Below are 18,074 nucleotides of genomic sequence, written 5' to 3' on the forward strand. Positions count from 1 at the left end.
AATCAAGAAAAATCGGAGGTTTTCCATGGATTTTTGGGATTTAATTCACCAAAGAGCAAGCATTCGAAGCTATGATCCACAACGTCCTGTTGAAGAGGATGTACTGTACCGGATTCTAGAAGCAGGACGTTTGGCTCCCTCGGCAGGGAATCGTCAGCCGTGGCGATTTGTGGTAGTATCTTCTCCCGAGAAGCTTTCGATCCTTCGACATGCTTATGTGAGAGATTGGTTCTATGATGCCCCCCATATACTCGTTGTTGTTGGTGACAGGAACGAGGCATGGCGCCGACTCCAGGATGGGTATTGCTCCCTCGAGACAGATCTGGCCATAGCTATGACGTTTTTGATTCTTGCTGCAGCTAACGAAGGGGTAGCAACATGCTGGATTGCCGCCTTTCAGCCTGAGGTAGTAAGAGAGGTATTAGGTCTGGAAGCCCATGAAGAGGTGTATGGACTCACTCCTCTCGGGTATCCAAAATCAGGTTATCCGAATCCAGGACCCAAAAAACGTAAAGACCTCAAAGATATCGTGCGTTTTCTTTAAGGAGCAGATAATGATTCGTGCAGTCATTTCGGATATGGATGGGGTTTTGTATAGGGGCAAAAATTTGATTCCCGGGGCAAAAGATTTTGTGACCCGTCTCTTGGAGAGAAAAACCCCTTTTCTCTTTCTCACCAATAACTCTGAACAAACCCCCATTGATCTCAAACGAAAGTTAGAGAGCTTGGGTATCGAGGGAGTAAGAGAAGAAAACTTCATCACCTCTGCCATGGCAACCGCGGAGTTTCTTCGTTCTCAGAAACCTGGTGCAACCATCTATGTGATTGGTGGCGGTGGACTCGCCAGTGAAATGTATAGAGCTGGATTTTCTTTAAGTGACTCACATGCCGATTATGTGGTGGTAGGTAAAACATCGACTTTTAATTTTGAAATGCTCAAAAAGGCAGTTCGTCTGATTGAAAAAGGGGCGAAATTTATAGGAACAAATCCTGATGTTATTGACCCCGCTGAGGAAGGCATAGAACCAGCGTGTGGAACTCTCCTTGCTGCTATCGAAGCTGCTACCGGGAAAAAACCTTACATCGTGGGTAAACCCAATCCCATGATGATGCTGGTAGCCAAACGTCACCTCGGCTGTCATGCGGCAGAAACCTTGATGGTCGGCGATAGAATGGACACGGATATTGTAGGAGGGATGGAAGCAGGCATGAAAACCGCCCTTGTTCTCTCGGGAGTGACCACAAAAGAGATGATAAACGATTTCCCCTATCTACCAAACTATGTTTTCAATCATGTTGGCGAAATAGATATCGAAAAACTGGGAGAATAAAGATGGAGATTTCTGTTCCTTCACTTGTTCGTATCAAACCAAAGGCGCTTTATAAAATAGGAAAATACCTCCGGGATGAAGATCACAGGCGAGTTGTACTTCTCTGGGGAGAAGGGATCGCAGAACTCTTGAAACCTATCGTGGAGGTAAGCCTTCTTTCCGCTGAGATAGAGGTGCTTTTTGAAACCACCGTGACGGACACAGAGGTAGAATCCATTTTCCACATGGCGGTAGAACTTCCCTCACAGGTAGAAGCTATTGTTGCTATCGGAGGTGGAAAAGCGATTGATATTGGAAAATACCTTGCTTTTCTCAAGAGGCTGCCCCTTTTCTCTGTTCCCACGGCTGTGTCTAACGATGGTTTTTGCTCTCCCATGGCCTCTCTCACAGTTCGGGGCAAAAAGACGAGTTTTCGTGTAGAACTGCCTCAAGCAGTGATTGTCGATACGGAGGTACTTCAAAAAGCTCCTGTCCGTTTTCTCTATTCGGGGATGGGTGATCTTTTTTGCAAAATCACCTCTGTCTATGATTGGAAACTCGCCTACCGTAAGGTACGCGAACCCGTGAATGACTTCGCAGCAAATATGGCCAGAAGTGCCGCTGATACCTTTCTCTACTATGATGACAAAAGTCTGGAAAATCCAGATTTTTTGCGGGTCATTGCGACGTCTCTCATGATGTCCGGGATAGCTATGGAGGTCGCCCGTTCCAGTCGTCCCGCAAGCGGGAGTGAACATCTCATTTCTCACGCGTATGATAGACTTTCCGAAAAACCCAACCTTCATGGACTCCAGGTGGGTGTAGCAAGCTATGCGGTGAGTCTTCTCCAGGAGAAAACAGAGCCTTTGATTCGGAAAGCCATAGAAGAATCAGGGTTTCTTGCCTTTATGCAAGAACATCCTCTCTCTCTCAGAACATTTGAGGAAGCGGTAAAACTTGCACCCCAGATGAAGGAAAATTACTATACTATCCTTTCCGAAAAAGGAAGTGTGGAAAAGCTTCTCGAGCTCATTCGAGAAAATACCATACTACGCTCTATGGTAGCGGAGGACTAAATATGAGAGTTTGTGGGGTATGTGGAACAGCCGCCTTCTTGTTCTTAGTAGGGATAGGAGTCATTCTATTCGTGGATAAACAACAAGCCCTCCCATGGTTGGTTGGTTTACTGGCATTGAATATAACACTTGGAGGAATATCGATCTGGCAAGAAAAAGCAAAAGAAAAAGACTCAGAGGAATCTTTTGAATACCGAAGATTTCTTAAAACTCTTCGGAACTATCTCTCCCATCATCAGGTGGCTGACCAAAAGCTCCAACAATACTACCAAGAACTCAAAGATCTCCTTGAGCAAAAAGAGAAAGAAACAGCTTCTTTGCTAGCCTCTATTAATCTTAATCTCACGGAACAACTCGAAATGGCTCGAAAAGTCCAAATCTCCTTTATGCCCTTGTCAAAATCAATGATCCAACGCTCGGAATTTCGTTGGGCATTCTGGTATCAGCCAGCAGAAACCATAGGGGGAGATTTATTGGACATCATCCGAGTGGGAAGAAACGGGTATGCTTTTGTAGTAGCGGATGTTTCAGGTCATGGTATTCCCTCTGCGCTTCTTACCTCGATGACAAAAGTGGCATTTATCAATCATTCTGCCTGGGGAAAAGATACGACACAGGTATGTTCTGATGTCAATAAAAATTTTCTTAAAACGTTACTCGATGTGGGATTTTACGTAACAGCCTTTTATGCTTTTCTTAATCTTGAGAAAGGCATCCTGCAGTATACCTCAGCAGGACATATGCCCCTTCTTTATTATCGTGCCAAAAACCATACCATCGAACAACTCCATACAAAAGGCACCATTCTTGGCATTTTTCCTGATGCAGTTTTTGAAAGCAAAATCATCCACCTCGAACCACATGACAAACTCTTTCTCTTTACCGATGGACTGGTCGAAATCCAAAACAAAGAAGGCCAGTGGTTTGGGGTTGAAAATCTGGAAAAGGTTATTCTCCACCATGCCCATCTTTCTCCCGATCGTTGTGTAGATGCCATTCGTCAGGAGGTCATACGTTTCGGATGGGGAGAGAAACCCATAGATGATCAAGCCTTGCTTTGTGTTGAGTTTTTACACAAAACAAAAGAAATTCATATTTAATTTAAAAATACTTGATTTTTTTTATTTTTTGCCTATAATAAATCATATCCTTACATGGAGTGTGTGATGATATTCCAGTTTAATGTACCCTGCACAGAAAGCGAAATTCTCGCTTTTGAGAAAGAAGTCATGGATGTCTCATCTCGCGTTGTAGGAACAACACCCGATGGGATGATGGAAATTCACGAATTCCACTTTTGTATTCACGAAGCTATTCTTAATATTCTTCAGCATACCTATAAATGGGATATGAATCAAAAACTTGAGATTCGTCTTGTTCTCTCAGAAGAAAAAGATGGCTGGCTCTGCGAAGTCACTATTAAAGATTTTGGTCCTCCCATTCCCAAAAAAATTACTCCCCCCCAAACAGTAGACAAGTTTCAAATGCGCAAACGAGGGCTTTACATGATGAGCAAGATATTAGATGATTTTTCTCTTACTCCTTTAGAGGATGGCAATGTTACCTATTTAAAAAAGAAATTTACGGAGAGACCCCGTGAATAAACAATATCGATTAAGGATTGTAAAAAGAGAGGTGCAATGTGTCTTCAGGGGCATTGAAGGTTAAGGTATCGATCGCTGAGGATGATATTGTCCTCATCAAGATCGACGGTGAACTCACCATATTTACAGAAGAGTATGACATGCTTCATAAGGAAATCGGGGCATACATAAAGATGGGACTTTATAAATTTATTGTTGACCTGAGAGGAGTAACCTATATCGATTCGTCCGGGTTAGGTTTGATTATCCGTTTGGCCACTCATGCCTTTAAGCAAAATTCTCGTGTGTGTATTATGTATGATGGACCTCAGGTCGAAAAACTCCTTTTTGTTTCTAATATTGATAAAATTGTACAAATTGTCCCCTCACCAGAGGAAGGCTACAAATTTTTTCGTGAGTCAGGGCAAGAGTAAAGGATTAATACCAAGAACATATTCCCATAGATCAATTTCTTTAAGTACTTCACTCCCTGCAAAATCGGTAATATCCTCATTTTGGATCGAATTCGTGTAAAGCGCCAGATACCCTTTTGCAAGAGGCGCGTAAGACCAATGCCAAGGCTCTTCCTGGTATCCCTTTTTCCTTTCTATCAGACTCGTATACGGCCTCTCAAATCCATAGCGAGAAGCGTTTTTTTCCAACCAGGAGAGGATTTTTTTTCCACGAGAGGTCTGAAAAAAAGCCGGATCAACGGAAACAAGATCAACATCCGTCCCCCAGTGATGACGAGATGTTCCAGGAGCAGAGGAGTAGCGAAGGATCCACAGGCATCGGTTTTTTGGCTCAGGATGGGAAAGAGCAAAACGCTGCCACTTCGATTCCCAGATATTTTTCTGATCGTTAAAGCTGCGAAAGGCAGAAACGACAAAAAGAGATATACCATCTTTTCGCGCATCCTGTATCATCATCTGAAGTGCCTCATAGACCTCTTTCCTGAGGTATAACTGTCGTCCATCTGAATAAAACCGTACAAAATCCGGATGCACCGAAGGATCAATTTTTCCCAACAGCTCTTCTTTTGATAGAGAGAATATCAGACCTGTGACTAGAAAAAAACTCCAAAAGGCAACGTTTCTCATGAGAGATGCCCTAAAAGGAGAAGTAATCCCTCTCTCATAAGCATTACCGCAATAGCCGCAAGGAGAAGGTTGGCTATCTTTGAAACAATCTGGGCACCGTTTTTACCAATAATTTCAAAAAGTCTCTGAGAAAAGGTAAACATAAGCCAGGTAATTGTCAGAGCGAGAAACAAGGCTCCGATTGTCATGGAAGCCCCATACTTCTCACGGGTGAGAAGAACCGTCGTGAGAAGAGCAGGACCAGCTACCAGAGGGACACCGATAGGGAAAGCGCCAAGTGTCTCTTCATCAAGTGTCTGTCCCTGGGTGGAAGAAGAGAGAAGATCCTTCAGAGAGATAACAAAAAGCACACTTCCCCCGGCAATCATAAAATCCCCCACACTCACCCCAAGATAGCGAAGGAGCGGTTTCCCACCAAAGATAAAAACAATTGTCACAAGAAAAGCAGTAAAAACAGACTGCCAGGCGATAGAACGTTTCTTTGTATATGAAAAAGAATAGGTAAAACTCTGATAAAAAGGCAGGATACCAATGGGATCAATGGCCACAAAAATAGGAATAAAACAAAACCAAAAGTTTTCCATGTATACCCTCTACTGATAAATAATAAGAAAAGGAGTTGGTTTTAAATTTACCACTTCTTCTGGTTTCATAAGAGGTTGATCATACCCTGCCCCTTTGTAGCCTGAATAAAAGAAAAGCTTAAAACCTTTATAGGGCATATTCGTTGCCTGAGCGTTGTAAGCATAGGTGCTTTTTTTGAGATCAGGTGAACCAAAACCATCAGCCGTATGGACGAGATAAACATAGGGATAATGAGTCTTCACACGTTGTCTTTCTCTGATCATTTTCCAGTTAAACTGGTGAACCACAAATATTTTGGGTAACAAAATATTTTCTTTCACCAAATAATCACTCAGTATCTTTTGGGCGTTGTTGAGTTCATCAGCAGTGATACTTCCTATCTCCTTCATTGGTCGAAGGGTTCTCCATTCAGGATCAATAGCGGGATGAACATGAGGATATTTCATAAAAGGAAGAAGACGAGTCACAGCATGCTCAACCGAGTATTTTCCTATCTGGTGATCAAGAAAAAGAAGAAAACCATTGGTCTCTGTAAAAGTGATATACTCCTGAACAAGCTGAGAAGACATGATACCGATCTCCCCACCAGGTTGACAGGTACCGTAGATCAGATAGACAGCGGGAATAGCAGGTTTACCACTTGCTTTTTCATACTCCTGAGCATATTTTCTCAGTTCGATAGCAAGCTCATCTCTTGATAGACGACCTACAATCCCCATAATACGGGATTTTGGATGACCGTAAAAAGCGACTATATGGGTATTCGTAACGTCCCACTCCAACACAGCAGGACGCATAACATGAACAAAAGGATTATTCATCTCTTCTTGAAGGTTTCTCGAGAAGATAACCGCATTCGTCGCCTCACTTCCTGAAAAAATCATATTTGTAGACATCATGGCAAAGAAAAAAAAACAATCCATCCGCATATCAACCCCATTTTAATGAAAGACTGTTGTTTTTAACGGAAATTTTTGAAAAAAGTTAAGACAAAACGGAGAGGGCGGGATTCGAACCCGCGGTACGGGCTTTAGACCCGTACAACTCCTTAACGAGAGCCACCTTCGACCCGGAGGAAACTGTATGGAATTTTTGAGTACTTTTTATGAGGCAATGATTCAATTTCAGTACTTTTTATTTGGAAACAACGGGTGCTCTGAAGATTTTTCTGGGAAAAGGAGTTGAAAATCCTTGTCCCCCAGCGGACGTATCTTTAATATGTCACGTTGAGGAAAAAAGATACTATCGCTCTCGAGCATATTCAAAAAACGATGAAGGTGTTTAATATGATGTTCGAGAGAATTCGGATAAGGAAAAATCTTTTTTTGAAGAAAGTTAATATTCTCCTTAAATGAAATATCATTTTGAACACAAAAGCTCTTGACCTGTTCATAGGTAGTTTCGTCAAAAAAGAGAAAGGTATGAGGTTCGATCTCTATGCTCTCCCTGGAAAAATGATCGGCTATAAGATTTGATTTTGTAGAAGCAAATTGGAGAATATGGAGATGCTCCTCCGACGGGTGAATATAGTGTTCTGCATAATATCGAATATTCTGAATAACCTGTTGAGGAAGTTCATGCCGAGAATGACTCTTAAGAAAAGCCTCAATTGCTTCAACAGTATAGCCATAAGCCAAGGCTTTGTAAATAGACTTTTTCGTAATCTGGTAGATAGCGATCGTATGAATTTCTTTTGGTTCTGCCATAAAGATAAGTTCAAGATGAGTAGCAGGATGGAGATCCGGTTCAACAATAATTTCACCATTGGACTCCACAATAAAATCCTGTTTCACAAAGAAAGAAGAAAGCTCAGTATTGGTAAGAAGCGCCTGATAAAACGAATTCAATGTGAGAGTATCCTGTCGCGATATCTGAAGAGGATGATTTCTATGAATAGTAACAATATTCTGCTTCTCGAGAAGCTTAAGCAAATGAATAAAGTTCTGCTCCTCTCGCTGGAGAAACAATTTAAAAGATTTTATGGTATTACGAGAAAGGGTGGCCAGAATATGCTGACAGAAAAAGAAAAACAACTCTCGAAGAGAAATAGATTCATGTCGAGTATATGCCAACCATTGCAAGGTAAGAAACGTGCTTTTCTGAAATTCAAGTTTCTCTAGTGTTTCATAGAGAAAAGTCAGCGAAAAAAGAGAAGAGACGGGTAAACTCCGTAGATGTTCAACAATATTTTTCTGTACAAGAATACGGTTGTTATACTTTTGAACAAGACCTATATGGGAGAAACTTTTTATAAGGTTTTCAAGACGCTGAGGGGGGATGGAGTGCTCAAAAAATCCTGCAAATTTCTGAAAGTCTATACGATGGATTTCATTTGCTTCTGAACTCCGTGGGGTATACGCGACAAGATAAGCCAAAACTCCAATGAGTTGAGGAATAAGTGTGTAGAGCGTTTCTTCAAGATTTTCATTTGAAGGTTTTTCAGGTAGTTGAAGTTCAATAAAGGGAGAAAGAAAAAGAAAAGAAAAATAGGTAAGCGGTTCATAGTTGAAAAGAATCCTCTTCTTCCCCAACTCTTCAAAACCCTGGCGAAGATTTTCTTTGTCTATGAAAAAGACCGAGCTTATAAAACGAATCAGATTATCAAGAGAATCATAAGCAAGCCAGCCAAAATTCTTCATAACAATATCCAAGACTAATCTTGCGTTTTCCGAAAGAGAAGACAAAACCTCAGAAAAGTGTTCTTTCCACCACCCGTAGATACGAGAAATTCTCTCTTGATTTGTAGGCGTATCAAAAGAAGGATCAACTTTTTCACCAGTAACTTCATAGTAAAGATTGGCAATAAACTCTGGTTCGTTTTCTAAACACTTGAGAGCTACCTCTCTATACATTGTTCTCATCATGGCAAAGTAACCTCTTGGATAAGAGTCTTTGATTTTGGTGTAAAATAGAGTACTTCATAGGTATACCCTTTCTCTATCAAAAACATTTGGCGTCTTTTAGCAAATTCTTCTTCGATAGTATTTTGAGAAACAATTGTAAAAAAGTGGACATCCTGTGCTTGTGGCCTGAGGATTCTTCCGAGTCTCTGCGCCTCTTCTTGACGCGATCCAAATATCCCTGAAACCTGGATAGCAACATTTGCCCCAGGAAGATCAATAGAAAAATTCCCAACACGTGAAATAATGAGAGCGGTAAGCTCCCGTCTCCTGAATGCGTCATAAAGCCTCTCACGCTCTTCCGATGGCGTCTGACCTGTGATCAGTGGTATAGAAAAAAACTCTGATATCGCTTGCAGCTGATCAAGAAAATGTCCAATAATAAGAATACTTTGATCAGAAAAACGTGTAAGAAGGTGAGATAGAACATCGAGTTTATTTTTGTTTTCAGACGCTATACGAAAACGCAATCGGTGAGAAGAGTTGAGATAGGTTTCAAAATCCTCGTTAGAAAGAGGAACGCGTATTTCATAACATCGGGCTGTGGCAATCCATCCTTCTTGCTCGAGGGTTTTCCACCCGTATTCATAGATCTTAGGACCAATGAGGGAAAACACTTCCCCCTCCCGGTTATCTTCCCTCACAAGAGTGGCTGTGAGACCAAGTCTTCTCTTGCTCTGAATGGCGGTGGTCATTCGAAAAATAGGTGCGGGAAGAATATGAACCTCATCATAGATAATGAGCCCCCATTGATGCTGGGTAAGAATATCGATATGTCTTTCCTCACTATTGGATTTTCGATGAATAAGCATGTAGTATGTTGTAAGGGTAATTGGTTTTATTGTTTTTGTCTGAGCAGTGTATTCACCAATATCATCCTCAGTGAGAGTTGTTTTATCAAGAAGTTCACGCTTCCATTGATGAAGAGCTTCCAGATTCGTTGCAATAATTAGCGTATTTTCCTGGATGTCACTCATTACCGCCATGCCTACGATAGTTTTTCCTGCCCCACAGGGGAGAACAATTACCCCACTACCCTCCTTCCATTGGGAAAAAAGATACGCTGCTTCTGCCTGATAAAAACGCAGAGCAAACTCAGATCCACTACGAGTAACCTTTCTCAAAGTAAAAGGAATCTTCTCTCCCCTTTCATAACCGGCAAGGTCCTGAACAGGGATCAGATGTTTGATCAAAGTAGCCTTAATAAGGCCACGATCCGAAAAAGAAGCTAGAAACCCACCTTCTCTCTCGTTAAGTTGAAAATCCTTGAGATAACGAATCAAATCTTCCTTGAGACCGGCATTTTTCACCTCAATGAAAAGTTGATCCTGCCATCTATGAAAAATCACCTCTCCATACCGATTATAATGTTGTTGAATAAATTCCATAACAGGCTTGGGTACAGGATAACGGGAGAAATCTTCGAGAGTATGAATGATTTGCGAAAGAGGAAATTTGTTAGCAGCAGCATTCCAGAGAGAGATAGGAGTAATACGATAAAAATGAACATGTTCGAGGGTTTTTGTAAGTTCAGCAAAAGCAAAAAGGTATTTTTGAACCATCTCAAAATCTTTGTGATGAGTATCAAGAAGAATGGTTCCGTTTGTCTGTATGGTCAGTGCACCTGTGCGCATCATGTTTTCTAACTTTTCCTCCTATGCTCTTACACCTCTAGCTTCTTAAAAAGTTTATTATTTTAGTGGAAAAAATTTTTTTTGTCAAATAGTCAGAATTTTTCAAAAACAATCTATGTGACATTTTTTTGTCTATAACCACTGCAAACGGTCATTTTGCGTGAAACGTTAAGGGGTGTTTTAAACTTGCGGTATGTGCAGCTCTTACCCTGTTGCAGCTGCCTCTCTCATAGGTGCTATTACCTTTTTGCAGTGAGCGTGAAAAAACAAAAGCTATTCCCTTATCGCAGTAATAAAAACCCTTGCTCTTCCCTTGTTACAGTGGAAAAAATTCCAAGCTATGACTTTTTCACAGTGTTAAACCATCCGATAACACTGTGAAAGGGTAAGAGCTTACGTGGAGAATTTCCGGTGAAACGTTTAACTCATATATCTCTTTTCACATTCACACGTGCTTTGAGAGTTGCTCTTCCCTGGTTACTGTTATCTCTTATTCTGAGCTTATTGCAGTTATTCCTCTCAAGGTTATTCTCATTTTACAGTTAGCACAATAGCTCTATAGCTATTCCCTTGTTGCAGTGGAAAACGGCAAATTTCTAGCTCTTCCCTTGTTACAGTGAAAAAATTTCCCCCACGAGTTTGCCCGTTCTCTCGTACTTCCTCAAAACTGCAACAAGGTAATAGCATCCCCCACTGCAACAAGGGAAGAGCAAGTCCCCAAGGCAAACCACCAGAAAACCGACAAACGTGGTAGTAAGAGGAATACGCAAAAAAAATCCCCACACTTTATTGTGGGGATATCGTATTCCCTTTGAGGAAGCAAAAAAGTGGTAATATTTTCTTACTGAAGGGACATCAGACCCTTCACAACATGCACACACATCAGCATCTAACAATTACTGCAAATAAGCATAAAGCCCCTTCATGTCTGAATCCTGGCTCATCATGACCATCATGTTTTTCTCTATCTGACGAATCCGTTCTTTCGTCAGATTAAGCTTTTTCCCTACTTCAGAAAGAGAATGAGGTTCCTCTCCATTGAGACCATAACGATATTCTATAACCTTTTTTTCTCTCTCAGGAAATTTATCCAACACCTCATTGATCTTTTCTCTTAAAACGTCTTGCAAAACAGCTTCATCAGGACTATTGGCAGCATCATTCAAGTAGGACTTCTCCAGCATCTCATCGAGTGTTACCTCGGTATCTTCGGATATCATTTGATCCAGTCCTATACCACTGGTAGACATATCAAGCATCTTGCTAATCTCACTTTTCTGAATTTTGGTAGCCTCAGCAATTAAATCCAGAGAAGGTTGTCTTCCATTTTTTTGAACGTATTCATTAATGTATTTCCATACCTGGAGGAGCTGATTATTTCTATTCATAGGTAAACGGACCATACGACTTTTTTCGGATATAGCCTTCAAAATAGACTGACGTATCCACCAAACTGCATAAGAAATAAAATGAAATCCACGACGATAATCAAATCGTGTTGCAGCCTGGATAAGCCCAATATTCCCCTCACTGATAAGATCAGTCATAGAAAGACCCAGGCCCTGATAATGCTTTGCTACAGAGACAACAAACCTTAAATTAGCCAAAACAAGTTTATCACGAGCCTCTTTGTCTCCTTCCAGGACACGTTTACCAAGCTCTTGTTCTTCTTCACGTGTGAGGAGAGGAATTTTCTCTATCTCACGAATATAGAGTGCTAATGTATCAGAATGATATATCATCTGGGAAAGCTCTTTCAAAGTGGAAGCAGTTTTTTTGTCTTCTTTTGTCTTTACCATAAAAGACCTCCTTGATCCCTCGTCTTATGTATTATTTTAATTGCAAAAATCGTGCCATTTTTTAGCATTCTTTATTTTCATGAAAAATAAGGAAATAGAAAATTTGAAACGAAAGCGAGTAAGGTTTATGGATTCTTTTTCTCAAAAGAGAGAAAAGTATTCAAAAATTGTATCACAATGACACACTGCAGATCTTTTTTCTTTGAAAAATGTATCGTTTTGAAAAATTCCTTTTTTTATTTCGAGAGAGACTTCCACTCTCTCAGAAGAGAGATTCGATGAGGATTTTTGACAAGGGTTGTCCCCACCAGGATGCCATCATAACCAGCATCAATAACGTGAGTGATCTCGTCGGTCTGAGAAAATGCTGAGAGGCTAAGTTTATAACTTTCCTTTGGAAGAAGTTCGGCTACCTGAAGACTATACTGCCAATCTTCTTTAAGGGTACGCAGATCACGATTGTTGATCCCTATAATGGGGTAGTTTTTGTCCCGTAGGGCAAGGATATTGTTCGGGTCATGAACCTCAACAAGAACATCCAGTCCAAGGCTACGGGCATAGTCAAAAAGTTCATCAAGACGCTCGAGATGGTCAAAAGCTTCAGCAATAAGAAGAATCATATCGGCTTTATAAAAACTTGCCATATCGATCTGGCTTTCATCAATAATAAAGTCTTTACAAAGAACAGGGAGCCCCGTAGTTTCTTTGATCTCCTGAAGAAAAGCAAAACTCCCACCAAAAAAATGTTCGTCTGTCAGAACGGAAATAGCATCCGCTCCCCCTTCTTTATACTCAAGAGCGATGGAGATGGGATCGCTTTCCATAGCCATAGCCCCCTGAGAGGGGGATTTCCTTTTGACCTCGGCGATGACAAAAATCCCTCTGGTTTCCGAAAGCTTGTTTTGAAAGAGAAAACCCTCCGAGGTTTTTTTTGCCAGAGGGCGAATTGCCATCTGGCGAAAATTTTCTATTTCTTTTTTTTTGTATTCTAAGATTTCTTTAAGAATATTCATCATGCTTTCTCCCAGGAGAGTTCTCGCGCCTGGAGGAGGGTTTGCCATGCCCGGCCGTTTTCAATAGCTTGTCTTGCCTTTGTGAAAGCTTGATCGAGGGATATATCATCGAGAATATAGATAGCAAGACCCGCGTTAAGGATAACAGCTTTAGAAGGATCTCCTGTTTCTTTTCGCTGGAGAATGTTCTCAATGATGGTTTTACTTTCCTCTGGAGAGGAAATACGGCAGTTTTCAAGTTTACCAGCCAGGTTGAAATCAGCAGGGTCTAAAATCATCTCTTTTGTGGTTGATTCTTTGATCTCTGTAATGAGGGTCTTGCCCTCGATGGTTGCCTCATCGAGTCCACCTTCTCCATGGAGAACAAGGGCTCTTTTGTACCCAAGCCTTACAAATACCTCGGGTAAAAGCTCGTAAAGTTCTCTTGAAAAAACCCCCATAACATGATACTTCACATGAGCGGGATTAACGAGTGGTCCAAGGATATTAAAAAGGGTACGGAAACCAAGCTCTTTTCGAACGGGCATAACATATTTAAGGCCGGGATGATACTGCGGTGCAAAAATAAAACCAAAATTGGTTTTTTCTATACAGCGTTTTACCACATCAGGGCCTGCAGTTACACAGAATCCAAGTTTTTCTAAAACATCAGCTGATCCACTCTGCGAGGTAATCGAGCGGTTACCATGTTTGGCTACTTTGTAGCCAGCCCCGGCAACCACAAAGGCTGCCGCTGTCGAGATATTGAAGGTGTTTGACTTATCCCCTCCTGACCCACACGTGTCCACAACCTTTTCGTCTGAAAGATTAACGGAAACACAGTGTCGTGCCATGGAACGAGCACTTCCTGCGATTTCAGCAGCGGTTTCTCCTTTCATGCGAAGAAGGGACAAATATGCTGCTATCTGAGAAGGCGTAGTGTGGCCCTCGAGCATCAGATCAGTAAATGCTTCAGTTTCTTCTTCGCTGAGGTTTTCTCTCATGGAGAGACGTTGAAAAATATTCTTTGAAAGAGAGGACACTTTTCCAACGAGTTTTTCCTGTTGTTTCTGATGAACAATACGGACAAAATTGGCAATCATCTGTTTACCATAGTCAGTGAGGATAGATTCTGGATGAAACTGAACGCCGTAGATAGGTTTGTCCTTGTAGGCGAGTCCCATGATCTCCCCATCATCACTCTCGGCAGTAATTTCAAGTGTTTCGGGAAGAGAGGCTCTCACCGCCACCAGGGAGTGATAACGAATAGCGGTAAAGGGGGATGGAATACCCTCAAATACGCCCTTCCCATTGTGGGTGATGGATGAAGCCTTGCCGTGCATGATGTGGGTAGCTCCACTTACCTGTCCTCCCACAACAATCGTAAGAGCCTGATGCCCCAGACATACCCCAAGTAATGGAATGTTTTCATCTATAGCATAACGGATCATGTCAAGAGAAACCCCGGATTCTTCTGGTCTTCCTGGACCGGGGGAAATTACAATGCCGTCTATTTTCATGTTTAAGGCTTCATCAAGGGAAATGGCATCATTTCTATACACCTGGATCTCTTTTTCGTATTCTCCAAGGTACTGAACAATGTTGTAAATAAACGAATCATAATTGTCGATAACGAGAATCATATATCCTCCGTCATTATTCTACTGCTTTAAAGTTGTAAACAGGTTTGATGATCTGTTCGATGTCCACATTTTCAGAAAGACTCTCAAGTATGAGCTTACTTGGTTTGTAGGCCATAGGAGCCTCATCAATTGTGTGAACGTTTACTGTTGATGACCATATGCCTTCCATACTTTTGCGAAATTCCTCCAGAGAAAGCTGTTTTTTCGCCTGGTGGCGAGACATTCTCCTCCCTGCTCCGTGGGGAGCAGAGAGATTCCAGTCTTTTCTTCCCTTGCCGCGCCCGATGACTACCCCATCCCTCATGTTGAGAGGAACAACCAAACGTTCTCCATCATGGGCACGTATGGCTCCTTTGCGAATAATACCATCATCAAAGTCGATATAGTTATGCACACTTTTAATACTTTCGGTCTCGTTAATATCCTGATGGAAAAACTCCTCGAGAAGGATTCTCGTCATGGTTCGACGATTAATCTCGGCATATTTTTGAGCAACCCGCATATCTTCGAGGTATTCTTCTCCACCCTGTCCAAGAGGAAGATACTCAAGATCGCGAAAATGCCACCCCTTTTCGTGTTGAGAGATCCATTGACGGGCTCTCTTTTGGTGATAGGCGGCAATCTGAAGACCAAAGTGTCGGCTTCCACTGTGGAGAGAAAGCCAAAACCCTCCCCTCTCGTCCTGATCAATCTCTAGAAAATGGTTCCCCCCTCCCAGGGTTCCGATGGAAAAAAAGGCCACCGATGGATCTAATCCTATCTTGTTGCAGATCTTTTCGATCTGTTTTTCGAGTTTGGAGGTGTAATAATTTTCTTCATAACTTCCCGCAAGAGGGTTGTGATTTCGTCTCTCAAACCCGCTTGGGATTCTATGGCGAATAAAACGGTCAAGTTTTTCAAAATCTATGTGGTCAGTCTTAATCCGATAGATCTCTATCCCACACCCTATATCTACTCCAATAATGTTGGGAATTACAAGATCCCCTAGCTTCATGGTAAAGCCTATGACACTTCCCTTGCCAGAGTGACAGTCTGGCATAATGATGATCTTGTTCCCAGCGAAGGCAGGACAATCCACCAGTGTCTTGATCTGCGCCCTGGTTGCATCATCAATATCGCGAATCAGAATATCTGCATCGGTAAATTGTCCTCTCAATTTCATCTCTTTCTCCCTTAAAAGTTAGAGAAGGGCTGTCATCAAAGCTCTTGCTTTGTTTATAGTTTCTTCGTATTCTCTTTCGGGAATAGAATCATAAACAATACCGGCGCCCGCTTGAAAGTATGCCATGCCATCCCGACAGACAATTGTACGGATAGTGATTCCTGTATCAAGATTCCCCCGAAAGTCAATATACCCAACCGCTCCGGCATAGATCCCGCGTTTTTCAGGTTCAAGCTCCTCGATAATCTCCATAGCCCGGATCTTTGGGGCACCGCTTACTGTTCCCGCTGGAAAAGTCGCTGAAAGAATATCCAGGGGATGAATGTTGTCCCGGGGGGTAGCAATCACATCCGAGACAATATGCATCACATGAGAGTACCGTTCGATATGAAAAGGTCGTTCAACACGAACCCCACCATACTGGGCAATTCTTCCCAAATCGTTGCGCCCCAGATCAAGAAGCATGGTATGCTCTGCACGCTCTTTGATGTCCGATAACAGATCCTGTTCTTGTTTTTCGTCCTCTTCGCGAGTCTTACCACGGGGACGAGTGCCAGCAATAGGACGAAGAAGGACTTCATCGATACCGTTTCTTTTGGTACGCTTCACCATCACCTCTGGTGATGAACCAACAATCTGAAAATCTCCAAACTCCATGTAAAACATGTATGGGGAAGGGTTAATCATACGAAGCTTTCGGTAAATAGAAAAGGAGGGTTCCTGGAGAGCCATACGGAATCGCTGAGAAAGCACCAGTTGAAAGATATCACCTGCAACAATGTACTCTTTAGCCTTCTGTACAGCCTGAAGAAAATCCTCTCGTTTAAAATTGGAGAGGAGTTTTTGCTCCCCAGGCCGTTGCGAAGAAAGTTTCGGGAGAGAATGAGATTGATAAAGCCGCTCTTCGTAACGTTTGAGTTTTTCATTGGGATCAATACTTTCATTATCAAAACGATAGGTGATGAGAGAGATCTTCTGTCTGATATGATCAAAAACCACAAGAACTCTCGGAAGAACAAAATAAATATCAGGCACACGGAAACGATAGGGTTTTATGTCGGGGAGACGTTCCATATAGCGAACAGCATCATAACTCAGGTAGCCTACCAACCCAGCGGTAAAGGGAATCTGAGTGGCCTCGCCCTCTTCTGAAAATGAAGAAATAAACTCTTTCAAAAGTCCCAACACATTATCGGGGGTAAAATGTTGAACCTCCCCTCTGGTAATAATCTCTACCGCGTTCCCTGTTGCCCGAAAGATGTAGGCCGGCTCAAAACCAAGAAATGAATACCTTCCAAGCATTTCACCCATTTCTACACTTTCAAGCAAAAAAGCCTGCGTAGAGTTTTCCCTGAGGGCATGAAAGGCAACAACAGGGGTAAGCATATCCGAGGGAATCTCCCTCACAAAGCGTTGTAATTGTACGTGCTTCATGTTTTCTCCAATGTTTCTATATATAGAAACATTATACGGCAAAAATTTTTTTTCGTCAAGAAAAAAGAGAAAAAAAGATACATTTTTCAACTATGAAAGGTATGATGTTATTCCTCTTGCATAACGTTAAGGAGCTCTTTGACGTATTGAAGATGTCCATAGGTTTTGAGATACGCATCTTTCATCTGGTCAACCCGTTTGGCCATGATCATGATCATCTTGAGGGCAAATTGAGGATGAATCTCGAGATAATCCGCTAACATGTCGAGGCTTGAGATGGGATAAACATTTACCGGTGTTATAGCAATCACACTCGCATTTCGTGGTTGATTCAAGAGAAGGGCTATTTCTCCAAAGAAATCTTTTGGACCGAGTTCTGTAAGGACAATGGGTTGTTGAGAGGCAGGATCTTTGGTTTCTACCCGTACCTTTCCCTCTATAATAATATACATGGTTTTATCGGTATCATCCTCTCGGATGATATATTCCCCTGCCTGAAAATGCTTTGATGGTACCATATCTCCTCCTTGCAAGTTGCTCTTATTACCGTAATTATTGTAGCAAGGGTTAAAGAAAAAATCAAATATCAAAAAAGCTGTTCGGTATCGTTTATTATCATGGAAACGCCGGTATGAAAAAAGTCTTTTTGTGAGAAACAAAGCTGTTAACTTTTCGCAGTTTTGGTCTTTTCCCCTTTTCTATATGCTATTACCTTTTCGCAGCTAGAAAAAGTCTGCCATGCTATTCCCTTATCACAGCGAAAACAATAGTGCTTTTTGAAGCCGTTACCATGCTTAGAAAAAGCAAGAAATATTTGCTCTTAACCTGGTGCAACAGACCATTACGCTCAAAAGCT

At 41.8% G+C, this 18,074-nt stretch carries 17 protein-coding genes; 6 read left to right on the plus strand and 11 right to left on the minus strand.

Going from position 1 to position 18,074, the window contains the following annotated elements; all coding sequences use genetic code 11:
- The first annotated feature begins 25 nt into the window (after window positions 1-25).
- From KDW03_RS11560 to KDW03_RS11585, 6 genes are all read left to right on the plus strand, one after another.
- Complete coding sequence (locus KDW03_RS11560) at window positions 26-544, plus strand: nitroreductase family protein (protein WP_271435230.1); 519 nt, start codon at window positions 26-28, stop codon at window positions 542-544.
- A 13-nt stretch (window positions 545-557) separates the two neighbouring features.
- Window positions 558-1,331: an HAD-IIA family hydrolase gene (locus KDW03_RS11565; RefSeq protein WP_408648379.1), complete on the plus strand. Its 774-nt coding sequence runs from the start codon at window positions 558-560 to the stop codon at window positions 1,329-1,331.
- Window positions 1,332-1,333: 2 nt separating this feature from the next.
- Window positions 1,334-2,386, plus strand: coding sequence for an iron-containing alcohol dehydrogenase family protein (locus KDW03_RS11570; RefSeq protein WP_271435232.1), 1,053 nt, complete (start codon window positions 1,334-1,336; stop codon window positions 2,384-2,386).
- A 71-nt stretch (window positions 2,387-2,457) separates the two neighbouring features.
- Window positions 2,458-3,486 (plus strand): PP2C family protein-serine/threonine phosphatase, encoded by a 1,029-nt coding sequence (locus KDW03_RS11575; RefSeq protein ID WP_271435233.1) that lies wholly within the window; start codon window positions 2,458-2,460, stop codon window positions 3,484-3,486.
- 66 nt (window positions 3,487-3,552) lie between these two features.
- Window positions 3,553-3,990, plus strand: coding sequence for an ATP-binding protein (locus KDW03_RS11580; protein WP_271435234.1), 438 nt, complete (start codon window positions 3,553-3,555; stop codon window positions 3,988-3,990).
- A gap of 38 nt (window positions 3,991-4,028) precedes the next feature.
- Entirely contained in the window at window positions 4,029-4,403 is a 375-nt protein-coding gene (locus tag KDW03_RS11585) for an STAS domain-containing protein (protein ID WP_271435235.1), read from the plus strand.
- Here the strand turns inward: KDW03_RS11585 and KDW03_RS11590 are convergent.
- The 11 genes from KDW03_RS11590 to KDW03_RS11640 all read right to left on the minus strand — a co-directional run bounded on the left by KDW03_RS11590 (window position 4,389) and on the right by KDW03_RS11640 (window position 17,736).
- The gene (locus tag KDW03_RS11590) at window positions 4,389-4,997 is read right to left on the minus strand and encodes a M15 family metallopeptidase (protein WP_271435236.1); all 609 of its coding nucleotides are present in this window, start codon (window positions 4,995-4,997) and stop codon (window positions 4,389-4,391) included. The genes KDW03_RS11585 and KDW03_RS11590 overlap by 15 nt on opposite strands.
- 68 nt (window positions 4,998-5,065) lie before the next feature.
- Window positions 5,066-5,653 (minus strand): MarC family protein, encoded by a 588-nt coding sequence (locus tag KDW03_RS11595; protein WP_271435237.1) that lies wholly within the window; start codon window positions 5,651-5,653, stop codon window positions 5,066-5,068.
- Between the two features lie 9 nt (window positions 5,654-5,662).
- Window positions 5,663-6,583 carry a hypothetical protein gene (locus tag KDW03_RS11600; RefSeq protein ID WP_271435238.1) on the minus strand — a complete coding sequence of 307 codons (921 nt, stop codon included), beginning with the start codon at window positions 6,581-6,583 and terminating at the stop codon, window positions 5,663-5,665.
- Window positions 6,584-6,778: 195 nt separating this feature from the next.
- Window positions 6,779-8,518, minus strand: a complete 1,740-nt coding sequence (locus KDW03_RS11605; RefSeq protein WP_271435239.1) for a helicase-associated domain-containing protein — start codon at window positions 8,516-8,518, stop codon at window positions 6,779-6,781.
- Window positions 8,515-10,191, minus strand: a complete 1,677-nt coding sequence (locus KDW03_RS11610; protein WP_271435240.1) for a DNA repair helicase XPB — start codon at window positions 10,189-10,191, stop codon at window positions 8,515-8,517. The genes KDW03_RS11605 and KDW03_RS11610 overlap by 4 nt, the downstream gene beginning before the upstream one ends.
- 893 nt (window positions 10,192-11,084) lie before the next feature.
- Window positions 11,085-11,987, minus strand: a complete 903-nt coding sequence (locus KDW03_RS11615; protein WP_271435241.1) for a sigma-70 family RNA polymerase sigma factor — start codon at window positions 11,985-11,987, stop codon at window positions 11,085-11,087.
- A gap of 236 nt (window positions 11,988-12,223) precedes the next feature.
- Complete coding sequence (locus tag KDW03_RS11620) at window positions 12,224-13,003, minus strand: indole-3-glycerol phosphate synthase TrpC (RefSeq protein WP_271435242.1); 780 nt, start codon at window positions 13,001-13,003, stop codon at window positions 12,224-12,226.
- Window positions 13,000-14,622 carry an anthranilate phosphoribosyltransferase gene (trpD, locus tag KDW03_RS11625; protein ID WP_271435243.1) on the minus strand — a complete coding sequence of 541 codons (1,623 nt, stop codon included), beginning with the start codon at window positions 14,620-14,622 and terminating at the stop codon, window positions 13,000-13,002. The genes KDW03_RS11620 and trpD overlap by 4 nt, the downstream gene beginning before the upstream one ends.
- Window positions 14,623-14,635: 13 nt before the next feature.
- A complete protein-coding gene (locus KDW03_RS11630; protein ID WP_271435244.1) occupies window positions 14,636-15,784 on the minus strand; it encodes an RtcB family protein in 1,149 nt (382 codons plus the stop codon).
- Window positions 15,785-15,802: 18 nt separating this feature from the next.
- Complete coding sequence (gene trpE / locus KDW03_RS11635; protein ID WP_271435245.1) at window positions 15,803-17,218, minus strand: anthranilate synthase component I; 1,416 nt, start codon at window positions 17,216-17,218, stop codon at window positions 15,803-15,805.
- A 107-nt stretch (window positions 17,219-17,325) separates the two neighbouring features.
- Window positions 17,326-17,736, minus strand: a complete 411-nt coding sequence (locus tag KDW03_RS11640) for a cyclic nucleotide-binding domain-containing protein (protein WP_271435246.1) — start codon at window positions 17,734-17,736, stop codon at window positions 17,326-17,328.
- Window positions 17,737-18,074: the final 338 nt, after the last annotated feature.

The sequence above is a fragment of the Thermospira aquatica genome, from assembly GCF_023525255.1.
GTDB lineage: Bacteria > Spirochaetota > Brevinematia > Brevinematales > Thermospiraceae > Thermospira > Thermospira aquatica.

Coding starts and splice junctions, on each gene's coding strand:
- KDW03_RS11560 (WP_271435230.1), top strand. CDS start 26: ATGGATTTTTGGGATTTAATTCACCAAAGAGCAAGCATTCGAAGCTAT.
- KDW03_RS11570 (WP_271435232.1), top strand. CDS start 1,334: ATGGAGATTTCTGTTCCTTCACTTGTTCGTATCAAACCAAAGGCGCTT.
- KDW03_RS11580 (WP_271435234.1), top strand. CDS start 3,553: ATGATATTCCAGTTTAATGTACCCTGCACAGAAAGCGAAATTCTCGCT.
- KDW03_RS11595 (WP_271435237.1), bottom strand. CDS start 5,653: ATGGAAAACTTTTGGTTTTGTTTTATTCCTATTTTTGTGGCCATTGAT.
- KDW03_RS11600 (WP_271435238.1), bottom strand. CDS start 6,583: ATGCGGATGGATTGTTTTTTTTTCTTTGCCATGATGTCTACAAATATG.
- KDW03_RS11605 (WP_271435239.1), bottom strand. CDS start 8,518: ATGATGAGAACAATGTATAGAGAGGTAGCTCTCAAGTGTTTAGAAAAC.
- KDW03_RS11610 (WP_271435240.1), bottom strand. CDS start 10,191: ATGATGCGCACAGGTGCACTGACCATACAGACAAACGGAACCATTCTT.
- KDW03_RS11615 (WP_271435241.1), bottom strand. CDS start 11,987: ATGGTAAAGACAAAAGAAGACAAAAAAACTGCTTCCACTTTGAAAGAG.
- KDW03_RS11620 (WP_271435242.1), bottom strand. CDS start 13,003: ATGATGAATATTCTTAAAGAAATCTTAGAATACAAAAAAAAAGAAATA.
- trpD (WP_271435243.1), bottom strand. CDS start 14,622: ATGATTCTCGTTATCGACAATTATGATTCGTTTATTTACAACATTGTT.
- KDW03_RS11630 (WP_271435244.1), bottom strand. CDS start 15,784: ATGAAATTGAGAGGACAATTTACCGATGCAGATATTCTGATTCGCGAT.
- trpE (WP_271435245.1), bottom strand. CDS start 17,218: ATGAAGCACGTACAATTACAACGCTTTGTGAGGGAGATTCCCTCGGAT.
- KDW03_RS11640 (WP_271435246.1), bottom strand. CDS start 17,736: ATGGTACCATCAAAGCATTTTCAGGCAGGGGAATATATCATCCGAGAG.